This is a genomic window from Nocardiopsis listeri (assembly GCF_020741345.1).
Classification (GTDB): domain Bacteria; phylum Actinomycetota; class Actinomycetes; order Streptosporangiales; family Streptosporangiaceae; genus Nocardiopsis; species Nocardiopsis listeri_A.
On record NZ_DYZD01000182.1, the window covers coordinates 1 to 12,208 of the forward strand.

Genomic DNA, 12,208 nt, shown 5'->3' on the forward strand with positions numbered 1-12,208 from the left:
CAGCACCAGCCCCACCTGCTTCCGCTCGCGGACCGGATCCTGGCCCCCACCACGATCGAGGAACTGCGCGGACACGACGTCGTCTACCTCGCCCTGCCGCACGGGCGGTCCGCCGACATCGCCCGAGAACTCGGCGACGACGTCCTCGTGGTCGACTGCGGCGCCGACTTCCGCCTCGACGACGCCACCGCCTGGGAACGCTTCTACGGCACCCCCCACGCCGGAACCTGGCCCTACGGCCTGCCCGAACTCCCCGGTGGGCGCGAACGCCTCACCGACGCCCGCCGTGTCGCCGTCCCCGGCTGCCACGTCACCGTCGCCACCCTCGGGCTCTTCCCCGGCCTGGCCGAACAGCTCGTCGAACCCGACCTGACCGTGGTCGCCGTCACCGGAACCTCCGGCGCGGGCAAGGCGCCCAAGCCCAACCTGGTCGGCAGCGAGGTGATGGGCGCGCTCAGCCCCTACGGGGTCGGCGGCGCCCACCGGCACAACCCCGAGATCGTCCAGAACCTCACCTCCGTCACCGGAGAGCCGGTCCGCCTGTCCTTCACCCCCGTCCTGGCGCCGCTGCCCCGCGGAATCCTCGCCACCTGCACCGCTCCCCTCAAGCCCGGTGTCACCGCCGACCAGGTCCGCGCCGCCTACGAGACCACCTACGCCGACGAGCCCTTCGTCCACCTGCTGCCCGAGGGCACCTGGCCCAACACCGCCATGACCCTGGCCGCCAACACCACTCTGGTCCAGGTCACCGTGGACGCCGATGCCGGCCGCATGGTCGCCGTCGCGGCCCTGGACAACCTCACCAAGGGCACCGCCGGCGGCGCGATCCAGAGCACCAATCTCGCCCTCGGCCTCCCCGAGACCACCGGACTGCCGCTCGCCGCGGTCGCCCCCTGACGAAGGAGACACCCCCATGAGTGTCACCGCACCCCAGGGCTTCCGCGCCGCGGGCGTCCACGCCGGCATCGTCCCCGGCAACCGCCGTGACGTCGCCATCGTGGTCAACGACGGGCCCTCCCGGGCCGCCGGAGCGGTCTTCGGCGACCACCCGGACCCGGCCCCGCCGACGCTGTGGTCCCGCCAGGTCGTCTCGGGCGGACGTGTGCGCGCCGTGGTCCTCAACTCCGGCTGCGCCAACGCCGGCACCGGGCCGCCCGGCTTCCGGGACGCCCACTCCGAAGCCGAACGTGCCGCCGAACTGCTCGACGACTCCGCCGCCGAGATCGTGCTGGGCGCGGCCGGTCCCGTCGGGGCCGGCCCACCCCTGGACATCCTCGACGAAGGTCTGACCAAGGCCGTCGCCGAGGTCGGACGAGGTGGCGGCCTGGCCGCCGCCGACGCCATCCGCACCAACGACACCGTCGCCAAGATCGCCTTCCGACGTGGAGGGGGAGTCACCGTCGGTGGCATGGCCAAGGGACCCGACCCCTCCCTGGGATCGGTCCTGTGCGTCCTCACCACCGACGCCGACCTGAACCACCAGCAGTGTCAGGCCATGGTCGAGGAGGCCGCGGCCAAGGCCTTCGCGCCACTGACCGGTACCAACGACATGGTGCTGTTCATGGCCGGCGGAGCCGCCGAGGGCCCCACCGACGAGAACGTCGTCCGCGACCTCCTGGCCCGGGTCTGCGCCGAACTCGCCGCCCAACTCGACGCCGATCCCCCCACAACCGAAGACAAGCAGGTCACCGCATGAACTCCCGCACCTCACAGGATCAGGCCCAGGCCCTGGACAAGGCGGCCAACCTCATCGAGGCGCTGCCCTGGCTCTCGCGCTTCCACGGACGCACCGTCGTGGTCAAGTACGGCGGCAACGCCATGATCAGCGAGGAGCTGCGGGTCCGCTTCGCCGAGTCCATCGTCTTCCTGCACTACGCCGGACTGCGTCCCGTCGTCGTCCACGGCGGCGGCCCCCAGATCAGCGCCATGCTCGAACGCTCCGGGGTGGAGTCCACGTTCACCGCGGGTCTGCGCGTCACCACCGACGAGGCCATGGACATCGTCCGCATGGTGCTCACCGGCCAGGTCAACCGTGAGATCGTCGGCCTGATCAACCAGCACGGCCCCTTCGCCGTCGGTATGTCCGGCGAGGACGCCAACCTCCTGTACGCCGAACGCAAGAACGTGGAGGTCGACGGAGAGACGGTCGACATCGGCCGTGTCGGCGAGGTCGGTGAGGTCGACCCCGGAGCGATCTCCGCGCTCATCGCGGACGGCCGCATCCCCGTGGTCTCCAGCATCGCCCGCGCCGACGACGGCGGCGTCTACAACATCAACGCCGACACCGCCGCATCCGCTCTCGCGGTCGCGCTCGGCGCCAGCAAACTCATCATGCTCACCGACGTCGAGGGCCTGTTCGCCGACTACCCGGCCAACACCGACCTCATCAGCCGACTGAACGTGGACGAGCTGCGCGCCGTGCTGCCCTCCCTGTCCTCCGGCATGCTCCCCAAGATGGAGGCGTGCCTGAAGGCGGTCGAAGGCGGCGTCCCCCAAGCCCACATCATCGACGGCCGGGTCCCGCACTCCCTGCTCCTGGAGGTCTTCACCGACCGGGGCGTGGGCACCATGGTCGCCGACGAGGTACTCGAGGCCGAGCTGCTCGGCGGCAACGGCCACTACCCGCGCCCCTGGCGCCCCACCCACATCGACGGCACGAACCCGGGAGAGACAAAGTGACCAGCAGCGAACTGAGGGAGCGCTTCGAAGCCTCGCTCATGCCCAACTACGGGGTCCCCCCGATCGCCCTCACCCTCGGGCGCGGCTGCGAGGTCTACGACGCGGACGGCCGCCAGTACCTCGACCTCATCGCGGGCATCGCCGTTTCCGCGCTGGGACACGGACACCCCGCCCTGGTCCAGGCGGTCGCCCGCCAGGCGGCCACCCTCGCCCACACCAGCAACCTGTTCGTGCACGAGCGCGAGGTCCAACTCGCCGAACGCCTCATCGGCCTGGTCGGCGGAGACGCCAAGGTCTTCCTCTCCAACTCCGGCACCGAGGCCAACGAGGCCGCCCTGAAACTGGTCAAGCGCGCGGCCGGCCCCGCCAGGCACTACTTCGTCGCCACCGACAAGGGCTTCCACGGTCGCAGCTCCGGAGCGCTCGCCCTCACCGGCAAGCAGGCCATCCGCGAACCCTTCGGTCCCTTCGGCATGGACGTGCGTTTCGTCCCGCATGGTGACCTGGACGCGCTCACCGAGGCCGTCGACGAGCACTGCGTCGCCGTGTTCCTCGAACCCACCCAGGGAGAGGCCGGGGTCGTTCCCGCACCAGAGGGCCACCTCGCCGGAGTACGCGCCCTGTGCGACCGCACCGGAGCGGCCTTCGTCCTCGACGAGATCCAGAGCGGCATCGGCCGAACCGGCGCCTGGTTCGCCCACCAGGCCGAGGACGTGCGCCCCGACGTGCTCACCCTCGCCAAGGGCCTGGGAGGCGGCCTGCCCATCGGCGCCACCGTCGGCTTCGGCCGTTTCGCCGACGCCTTCCACAAGGGCGACCACGGCTCCACCTTCGGCGGTAACCCGGTTGCCTGCGCCGCGGCGCTCGCGGTCATCGACACCATCGAGGACGAGAACCTGCTGGAGCACGTTCGGGCCATGGGTCAGGTGCTCGCCGAACACCTCGAAGGCATCGACCACCCCCTGCTGGCAGGACAGCGTGGCAGCGGTCTGTGGCGCGCCCTCGAACTCACCGGTCCGCACGCCGCCCACGTCCAGGAACAGGCCGCGGTCCGCGGGTTCCTGGTCAACGCGGTGGCCCCCGACGCCATCCGTATCGCCCCGCCCCTGGTCATCACACCCGAGGAGATCGGTGTGTTCATCGAGGCCCTGCCGACCATCCTGGACGCCGCCGAGGCCGCCGCGACGAAGGAGCCGCAGCCATGACCCGCCACTTCCTGCGCGACGACGACCTCAGCCCCCAGGAACAGGCCCGGGTACTGGACCTGGCCGACGAGATGAAGAGGGACCGCTTCGGTCACCGGCCCCTGAGCGGGCCGCGCACCGTCGCCCTCATCTTCGACAAGCCCTCCACCCGGACCCGCCTGTCCTTCTCCGTGGGCGTGGCCGACCTGGGCGGCAACCCGCTCGTCCTGGACTCCGACACCACCCAGATGGGCCGCGGCGAACCCTTGGAGGACACCGCCAGGGTCCTGGAACGCCAGGTCGCCGCCGTCGTCTGGCGCACCTTCGCCCAGGCCGACCTGGACAACCTGGCCCGTCACATCAGCGTGCCGGTGATCAACTCCCTGACCGACGAGTTCCACCCCTGCCAGATCCTCGCCGACCTGCAGACGATCAGGGAGCACAAGGGCGCCCTGGCCGGCCTCACCCTGGCCTACCTGGGCGACGGCGCCAACAACATGGCCCACTCCTACCTGCTCGGCTGCGCCACCGCCGGCATGCACGTACGGATCGGAGCGCCGGAGGGCTTCCACCCCGACCCGGTCGTCCTCACCCGCGCCCGGGAGATCGCCGACGCCACCGGTGGTTCGGTCACCGTGACCACCGACGCCGGTGCGGCCGCCGAGAACGCGGACGTGGTCGCCACCGACACCTGGGTCTCCATGGGCCGGGAAGGGGAGAAGGGGTCCCGCGAGGCGCCCTTCCGCCCCTACATCGTCGACGAGGCGCTCATGGAGGCCACCCACCCCGGGTCGATCGTCCTGCACTGCCTGCCCGCCTACCGCGGCAAGGAGATCACCGCCGGAGTCATCGAAGGCCCCCGGAGCGTGGTCTGGGACGAGGCGGAGAACCGCCGCCACGCCCAGAAGGCACTCCTGGCCTTCCTCCTGGACGAGAACGACAAGCTGCCGGCCCGGGGATGACGAGCAACGACGGCGGCGCCACCGCCCCCATGACCAAGGCCGCCAGACACGCCAGGATCACGGACGTCCTCACCCGTGAGGACATCCGTTCCCAGGGCGAACTGGCCAAACGGCTGTCCGAGGGCGGCGTGCAGGTCACCCAGGCCACGCTCTCCCGAGACCTGGACGAACTCGGCGCGGTCAAACTTCGCACCGCCGACGGCAACCTGGCCTACGTCCTGCCCGGAGAGGGTGGCGAGCGCCTGCAACGCACCCGCCCCGACAGCCTCGACCTCGAACAGGTCTCCGGCGCACGCCTGAACCGGCTCGCCGAAGACCTCCTGGTCTCCGCCGAGGCCTCCGCCAACATGGTCATCGTGCGCACCCCGCCCGGGGCCGCGCAGTTCCTGGCGTCGGCCATCGACCACACCGACTTCCACGCCATCCTGGGCACCATCGCCGGCGACGACACCATCCTGGTGATCTCCCGCGACCCCCAGGGCGGGGATGAACTGGCCGCCGCCCTCCTCCGTCTGGCCGACCGCAGACCCTGACGGCACCCGCACCGTCCACACCGACCGAACACTCAAGGAGAAAACCATGGCCGACCAGCCCGAGGCCCTGCGCCTGTGGGGCGGCCGCTTCGAGGGCGGACCGGACCAGGCCCTGGCCCGCCTGTCGCTGAGCACCCACTTCGACTGGCGGCTGGCCCGCCACGACATCGCGGGCTCGCGCGCCCACGCCCGCGCCCTGCACCGAGCCGGGTTGCTCGACGCCGACGAACTCGACCGCATGATCGAGGGACTCGACCGGCTGGAGGTCGACGTGGCCTCGGGCGAGTTCACCCCCGTCCTGGAGGACGAGGACGTGCACACCGCGCTCGAACGCGGCTTCATCGAGCGGGTCGGCACCGAACTCGGCGGTCGGCTGCGCGCGGGACGCTCACGCAACGACCAGATCGCCACCCTGGTCCGCATGTACCTGCGTGAGGAGGCCCGTGCCATCACCGACGGGCTGCTCGACCTGGTGCGTGCCCTCGCCGACCAGGCCGGAGCCCACCCCGACGCCGCCATGCCCGGCCGCACACACCTGCAGCACGCCCAGCCGGTGCTGCTCGGTCACCAGTTGATGGCGCACGCCTGGCCGCTGGTCCGCGACGTCGAACGGCTCCGGGACTGGGACCGTCGCGCCGCCGTCTCCGCCTACGGGTCCGGTGCCCTGGCCGGTTCCTCCCTCGGGCTGGACCCGGAGGAGGTCGCCGGCGAACTCGGGTTCCCCGACTCGGTGGAGAACTCCATCGACGGCACCGCCTCGCGCGACGTCGTCGCCGAGTTCGCGTTCGTCACCGCGATGATCGGCGTGGACCTGTCCCGGCTGTCCGAGGAGATCATCCTCTGGGCGACCAAGGAGTTCTCCTTCGTCACGCTCGACGACGCCTTCTCCACCGGCTCGTCGATCATGCCGCAGAAGAAGAACCCCGACGTGGCCGAACTGGCCCGCGGCAAGGCCGGTCGCCTGGTCGGCGACCTCACCGGCCTGCTCACCACCCTCAAGGGTCTGCCGTTGGCCTACAACCGGGACCTGCAGGAGGACAAGGAACCCGTCTTCGACGCCGTGGACAGCCTCCACCTGCTGTTGCCCGCCATGACCGGAATGGTCGCCACCCTGACCTTCCACACCGACCGGATGGCCGAGCTCGCCCCGCAGGGCTTCTCCCTGGCCACCGACATCGCCGAGTGGTTGGTCCGCGAGGGGGTTCCCTTCCGGGACGCCCACGAGATCGCGGGCGGTTGCGTGCGTGTGTGCGAGGAACGCGGCATCGACCTTCCCGACCTGACCGACGCCGACTTCGGCGCGATCTCCCGGCACCTCACCCCGGCCGTCCGGGAGGTCCTCACCGTTCCCGGTTCGCTGGCCTCCCGTTCGGGCAAGGGCGGTACCGCCCCGGTCCGGGTCGCCGAGCAGTTGGAGCGTCTGCGCTCCGTCATCGAGGAACACCGCAAGGGTTTCATCGCATAGTCGCTGGAGCACGGGTGGTCACCGTTCGGCCCGAAACGTCGGCGGTGGCCCCCGAGGAATAGGGCGTGCGTCCGATCGGGCGCACGCCCTATCGCGTCCGCATCACCCGAGGTGGTGCGGTTTCCACGACCGATGTGGAATTCCCCGTACAGCGCCGGGGGCTGTGCGATAGCGTCCTGACACTGCGGGCACCACACGTGTTCCCCTCTGCACGCGCCGTCATCGTTCGCGTGGGGACCGCCACTTCGTCAGGTGCCGTTCGGTGCCCGCGGCCATGGCCGGGGGAGGAGCGCAGTGGGACAGTCCGCAGGCCCGGGGTCCGGGATCAGAACACAGCTCAACCGCATCGTGCTGATCCCGGGCATCACTTTCCTCGTGCTGTTCGTCGTGCTCAGTTCGGCCACCCTCGCCCAAGCGGTCTCACTGCGCTCCTCCGTCACCGACGGTCGGGCCGCAGCGGAGCTCGCCTCCGTGCTCACCACGCTCCAACACGAGCGACGCGTGAGCGCCGAGTACCTCGCCCGGCCCGACGCGGACCGCCGCGGGGCGTGGGCCACGGCGGCGGGGGAGACCGACACCGCCCTGGAAGGGGTCCGCGAGGTCTGGGACACCCTCGCGGTCGATCCCGACGATCCGGACCCGCGCGCGAGCGCTTTTCGGGAAGCCCTCTCCGCGGTCGAGGTCAGGCGCGCCGCCGACCTCGCCGAACCGGGGGACGCCACGGAGACCATGCGGGTCTACACCGAGGCCGCACGACTGGGCGTGCGCCTCTACGAGCACACCGTCCGCGGATTCGACGACGGCCCCGCCGCGCTCGAAGCGGCCACCACCGGCGACCTGCTCTGGGCCCAAGAGGGCTTCGCCCACGCCGACGCCGTCGTCAGCGGGGCGCTGGCCGAAGGCGACCTGGATCCGCAGCGCCGCGCCGACCTCGCCTCCCTGAACGGGGAGGTGTCCGGACGCCTGGAATCCCTGGCCGCCTCCGAGGGCGAGGCCTCGGCCCGGATCGCCGAGCTCCTGGACTCGGAGTCCTGGACGCGCGCGACGGAGATCGCCGACACCTTGGCCCACCACGAGGCCACGATCGACATAGATCCCCTCACCGGCGAACAGTCGAGCGACCGTTCCGTCCCCGGCGGGCTCGGCGACTGGCGTACCGTGGCCGACCGGACCGAACAGGTCCTGGCCGCCACGGTCGCCGATCGCGCGGTCGCGGTGGTCGAGGCCACCGAGTCCTCCAGTTCCTGGATGTTCACCCTGGCCGTGGGCGGGGGCATCACCTCGCTGTTCGCCGGTACGGTCGCCTACGGCGTCGCGTCCCGCTCGGCCGGTCGGCTCACCCACCGCCTGGCCACCCTGCGGGCCCAGTCCCTGGCCATGGCCCGCACCGACCTGCCCAGGATCGTGCGCCGTCTGGAGGCCGGGGAGTCGGTGGACCTGGACACCGAGATGAAACAGCTCGACCACGGCACCGACGAGGTCGGCCAGGTCGCCGACGCGTTCAACACCGCCCAACGCACCGCCGTGGCCGCCGCCGTCAAGCAGGCCGACATCCGCGCCGGGGCCAACCGGGTCTTTCTCGGCATCGCCCACCGCAACCAGTCGCTGGTGCAACGCCAACTCCAGCTCCTGGACCGGGTCGAACGCGAGGAGGAGGACCCCGACCTGCTCGAAAGCCTCTTCCAGCTCGACCACCTGGCCACCCGTGGCCGCCGACACGCCGAGAACCTCATCATCCTGGGCGGGGGACGCCCGGGCCGACGCTGGCGTCACCCCGTGCCCCTCGTCGACATCCTGCGCGGCGCCATCTCCGAGACCGACGAGTACGCCCGCGTCGAACTCACCTCCGTACCCGAGCTGTCCCTGGTGGGATCCGTCGTCGCCGACGTCATCCACCTGCTCGCCGAACTGGTGGAGAACGCCACCGCCTACTCCCCGCCGCACACCGACGTCACCATCGACACCGGCACCGTACCCAAGGGCGTGGCGATCGAGATCGAGGACCGTGGCCTGGGCATGACGGAGGAAGTGCAGCGCGAGGCCCAACGGACCCTCACCGACGGCCACGAGTTCGACATGATGACCCCCGGGACCGACGGACGTCTGGGACTGTTCGTGGTCGCCCGCCTGGCGCGCAAGCACGACATCGGGGTGCAGTTGCGTCCCTCGCCCTACGGAGGGACCAGGGCCGTCGTGTTGGTCCCCAACGACCTGGTGGCCTCCGGCCCCTCACACGACCTGGTCGGGGTCACCACCCTGGGCCGGTCCGGCGCGAACGGATCCGACGGCCCCGGGGCGGAAGCCGACGCGACCGACCTGCTCGCGGCCGAGGCGGGGACCAGGCCCGGACGCCCGATCCTGCGACCGGTGCCCGACCCGCAGGGCACGGGCGAACCCCGGGTCACCACCGAGCCCGGGAGCACCACCGCGCCCGCGCCGCTGCCCCGCCGCGGACGAGGGCGCGGTGCCGAGGACCGGGCATCGGAGATCGAACCCGCGCGGGTCGGTGCGGGCCCCGGTAGGGAGGGCCTGCCCCGACGCCGTAAACAGGCCAACCTGGCGCCACGCCTGCGGGACGGCGTCCCCACCGAGTCCGCGTCGGTGGCACAGCGCAGCCCGGACCAAGCACGCCGCATGATGAACGCCTTCAGCGCCGGAACCCGGCGCGGTCGGGCCGAGGAGATCGGTGCCGACGGGCTCGGACACGGAAGTGAAGACCAGGTCGGTGCAGCCGCCGACGACCACAGGGGAGAGAACGACTGAGATGGTGGGCAAGAGCAAGGCCGCGGACAACCTGGACTGGCTTCTCGATGATCTGGTCGACCGTGTCGTCGGCGCCGGTCACGCGATCGTGCTGTCGGCCGACGGGTTGCTGCTCGGCCGATCCCGGGGCCTCGGGGCGGAGGACGCCGAACACCTGTCGGCCCTGGCCTCGGCCTTCCAGAGCCTGGCGCGGGGCACCGGGCGGCACTTCGGCGGCGGCGACGTCCGACAGACCGTGGTGGAGATGGAGCACTCCTACCTGTTCGTGACCGCTGCGGGCGAGGGTGCCTGCCTCGCGGTGTTGGCCTCCGAGGACGCCGACGTCGGACTGGTCGCCTATGAGATGAACCTGCGGGTCAAACGGGTGGGCCAGTTCCTCACCGCCGCACCCCGCCGTCCCGGACAGCTGACCCCCACGGGAGGTGTCGGATCATGAGCGCCGCCTACGACCGGAGAGGCGCGCGGGGGCGGGAGCCGTTCCACGGTCGGGACCGCACCCGGCACTGGGGGAGAGGCCATCCCACCTCCGAAGGTCCCGCCCCGGGTGTGCGGACCGGTGACGCGCCCACCGGTCCGTTGGTGCGCCCCTACACCATCACCAAGGGCCGCACCCGCCCCACCGCCGCGGGCGGACGGCTGGACATGATCACCATCGTGATGGCGGTGGGCGATCACGAAGGGCGTCCCCAGGACCCCGAACGACAGGAGATCCTCGACCTCTGTCGTCGCCCCATCTCGGTCGCGGAGATCTCCGCGCGCCTGGACATCCCCCTGACCGTCGTCAGGATCCTGCTGGGCGACCTGATCGCACAAGGCGACGTCCGGACTCGGGCGGCCACTCCCATGACCAAGCTTCCCGAGAAGAAAGTGCTTCAGGCGGTACTCGATGGCATCCGCAGACTCTGAGAACCGGCCGGGCGCCCAAGAGGCGATCCCGCAGGCAGTCAAGATCATCGTCGCCGGAGGGTTCGGCGCCGGCAAGACCACCCTGGTGGGTGCCGTCAGCGAGATCACCCCCCTCAGCACCGAGGAGGTGATGACCGAGGCGGGCTACGGCGTCGACGACCTGTCGGGGGTGGAATCCAAGTCCACCACCACGGTCGCCCTCGACTTCGGCCGCATCACCATCAACCAGGACATCGTCCTCTACCTCTTCGGCACCCCCGGCCAGGACCGCTTCTGGTTCATGTGGGACGAGCTCGCCGAGGGCGCGCTGGGCGCGGTGGTCCTGGCCGACACCCGCAGACTCGACACCTGCTTCCACGCCGTCGACTTCTTCGAACGCCGACAGGTCCCCTTCGTGGTGGCGGTCAACCGCTTCGACGGCGCCACCCCCTACAAGACCGAGGAGGTACGGGAGGCCCTGGACATCTCCGCGCACGTACCGGTGCTGATGGCGGACGCGCGCGAACGTGCCTCGGCGAAGGAGGTCCTCGTCCGCCTGGTGACCCACGTCATCGACGGTCGGAGGCCCGCCTTGAGCGGCTGACCGGGGTGCCCCCGGGCAACGAGAGGGGGCCGAGCCGGTATACGTTCAGGACATACACCCCTGAATGTGGTGTTGAACGCTACAATGTCGCCGCAGCGACCCCTGATTTGTTCATGCGCACCCATCCGCCCTCTCGTCTGAATCCTGGTATGCGAAACTCTGACCGACTTCCCCCACGTGAACTGCCCAAGCGGCGCTCTGGACGTCACCGCAACCCGTTGTCCTTCGACAACTGGTTCGGAACCCCGGCTCTGATCATGGCGGTGCCGGGCACGGCCGAACAGGCCCGGGGGGCCGACGGCGAGTCGATCGGCGCCCGGATGGCCGACCTCGTTCGGGCCTACCGTCCCGAGGTCACCATCCGCTACGGACACATCGAGGGCGACCATCAGACCCTGACCGATGCCCTCACCGACCTGGACGACGGCGACGACCGTCCGCTCGCCGGTGTGGTGGTCCCGCTGGTCACCGCCCCGCACACGGCCACCAACAACGCGATCGAGGCCGCCGTCGCCGAGGTCGGCGCCAACGTCCGGGTGACCGAGGGGCTCGGCCCGCACCCGATGCTCGCCGAGGTCCTCCACCTTCGTCTGGCCGAGGCCGGGTTCGTCCGGGCCGACCGGATGCGACTCATCAGCGTCACCGCCCGCAACACCACCATGGCCGACGGCGTCGTCGTCGGTGCCGTCGGTGGTGAGGGTGCGGTGGGCGCCGCCGGTGTGACCGCGGTTCTGCTCGCCGCCCGCCTGGGCCTGACCGTCCTGCCCGCCGACCTGGAGGACGAGGCCTCGCTCGAACAGGTCATGGGCCAGATGCGCCAGGGCGGCAGTAGGCGCCCCGTCATCGCGCCCAGCGCTCTGGGACCGGAGTTCCCAGCCGAGCGCCTGGCGGATCTCGCGGAGCGCTTCGGTGCCCGGCCGAGCGCGCCGATGGGCTCCGACAGCCTTCTCGGCAAGATCGCCGCCCTGCGTTACGCGGAGGTGCTCAACTCCCTGGGCGTGGAGCAGCCGCCGACCGCCGAGGAACTGCCCGCACCGGTGGGTTCGCGCCACCGTCCCGAGGACTGAGGGCGCGACACGCCCATGGCTTGAGGGTTTCAGAACAGGACCGTCCGGGGACCCGGACGGTCCTGT

12 protein-coding genes are annotated in these 12,208 nt (G+C 71.1%); all 12 read left to right on the top strand.

The annotated features are described in order from the left end of the window. Nucleotides 1–897, top strand: an 897-nt coding sequence (gene argC / locus K8V84_RS09970; RefSeq protein ID WP_304073409.1) for an N-acetyl-gamma-glutamyl-phosphate reductase, incomplete at its 5' end; no start/stop codon positions are given. A gap of 16 nt (nt 898–913) precedes the next feature. Further along, nucleotides 914–1,696 (top strand): bifunctional ornithine acetyltransferase/N-acetylglutamate synthase, encoded by a 783-nt coding sequence (locus tag K8V84_RS09975; protein ID WP_304073412.1) that lies wholly within the window; start codon nt 914–916, stop codon nt 1,694–1,696. Further along, nucleotides 1,693–2,679, top strand: coding sequence for an acetylglutamate kinase (gene argB / locus K8V84_RS09980; RefSeq protein ID WP_304073414.1), 987 nt, complete (start codon nt 1,693–1,695; stop codon nt 2,677–2,679). Before K8V84_RS09975 ends, argB begins: the two co-directional genes overlap by 4 nt. After that, the gene (locus tag K8V84_RS09985) at nt 2,676–3,884 is read left to right on the top strand and encodes an acetylornithine transaminase (protein ID WP_304073417.1); all 1,209 of its coding nucleotides are present in this window, start codon (nt 2,676–2,678) and stop codon (nt 3,882–3,884) included. Before argB ends, K8V84_RS09985 begins: the two co-directional genes overlap by 4 nt. Beyond that, on the top strand, nt 3,881–4,825 hold the full coding sequence (gene argF, locus K8V84_RS09990; RefSeq protein WP_304073420.1) for an ornithine carbamoyltransferase: 945 nt from the start codon (nt 3,881–3,883) through the stop codon (nt 4,823–4,825). The genes K8V84_RS09985 and argF overlap by 4 nt, the downstream gene beginning before the upstream one ends. After that, complete coding sequence (locus K8V84_RS09995; RefSeq protein ID WP_304073423.1) at nt 4,822–5,358, top strand: arginine repressor; 537 nt, start codon at nt 4,822–4,824, stop codon at nt 5,356–5,358. Before argF ends, K8V84_RS09995 begins: the two co-directional genes overlap by 4 nt. Nucleotides 5,359–5,404: 46 nt before the next feature. Then, complete coding sequence (gene argH, locus K8V84_RS10000) at nt 5,405–6,823, top strand: argininosuccinate lyase (protein ID WP_304073425.1); 1,419 nt, start codon at nt 5,405–5,407, stop codon at nt 6,821–6,823. A 294-nt stretch (nt 6,824–7,117) separates the two neighbouring features. Continuing rightward, entirely contained in the window at nt 7,118–9,586 is a 2,469-nt protein-coding gene (locus tag K8V84_RS10005; RefSeq protein ID WP_304073428.1) for a nitrate- and nitrite sensing domain-containing protein, read from the top strand. A gap of 1 nt (nt 9,587) precedes the next feature. Beyond that, complete coding sequence (locus K8V84_RS10010; protein ID WP_304073430.1) at nt 9,588–10,022, top strand: roadblock/LC7 domain-containing protein; 435 nt, start codon at nt 9,588–9,590, stop codon at nt 10,020–10,022. Then, a complete protein-coding gene (locus K8V84_RS10015; RefSeq protein WP_304073432.1) occupies nt 10,019–10,492 on the top strand; it encodes a DUF742 domain-containing protein in 474 nt (157 codons plus the stop codon). Before K8V84_RS10010 ends, K8V84_RS10015 begins: the two co-directional genes overlap by 4 nt. Further along, entirely contained in the window at nt 10,473–11,075 is a 603-nt protein-coding gene (locus tag K8V84_RS10020) for an ATP/GTP-binding protein (RefSeq protein ID WP_304073435.1), read from the top strand. The genes K8V84_RS10015 and K8V84_RS10020 overlap by 20 nt, the downstream gene beginning before the upstream one ends. Before the next feature lie 149 nt (nt 11,076–11,224). After that, complete coding sequence (locus tag K8V84_RS10025; protein ID WP_304073436.1) at nt 11,225–12,142, top strand: sirohydrochlorin chelatase; 918 nt, start codon at nt 11,225–11,227, stop codon at nt 12,140–12,142. Nucleotides 12,143–12,208 lie beyond the last annotated feature (66 nt).

What these genes read in the sequence shown, in the direction of transcription:
- K8V84_RS09975 (WP_304073412.1), top strand. Translation starts at nt 914, where the DNA reads ATGAGTGTCACCGCACCCCAGGGCTTCCGCGCCGCGGGCGTCCACGCC.
- argB (WP_304073414.1), top strand. Translation starts at nt 1,693, where the DNA reads ATGAACTCCCGCACCTCACAGGATCAGGCCCAGGCCCTGGACAAGGCG.
- argF (WP_304073420.1), top strand. Translation starts at nt 3,881, where the DNA reads ATGACCCGCCACTTCCTGCGCGACGACGACCTCAGCCCCCAGGAACAG.
- K8V84_RS09995 (WP_304073423.1), top strand. Translation starts at nt 4,822, where the DNA reads ATGACGAGCAACGACGGCGGCGCCACCGCCCCCATGACCAAGGCCGCC.
- argH (WP_304073425.1), top strand. Translation starts at nt 5,405, where the DNA reads ATGGCCGACCAGCCCGAGGCCCTGCGCCTGTGGGGCGGCCGCTTCGAG.
- K8V84_RS10010 (WP_304073430.1), top strand. Translation starts at nt 9,588, where the DNA reads ATGGTGGGCAAGAGCAAGGCCGCGGACAACCTGGACTGGCTTCTCGAT.
- K8V84_RS10015 (WP_304073432.1), top strand. Translation starts at nt 10,019, where the DNA reads ATGAGCGCCGCCTACGACCGGAGAGGCGCGCGGGGGCGGGAGCCGTTC.
- K8V84_RS10020 (WP_304073435.1), top strand. Translation starts at nt 10,473, where the DNA reads ATGGCATCCGCAGACTCTGAGAACCGGCCGGGCGCCCAAGAGGCGATC.
- K8V84_RS10025 (WP_304073436.1), top strand. Translation starts at nt 11,225, where the DNA reads ATGCGAAACTCTGACCGACTTCCCCCACGTGAACTGCCCAAGCGGCGC.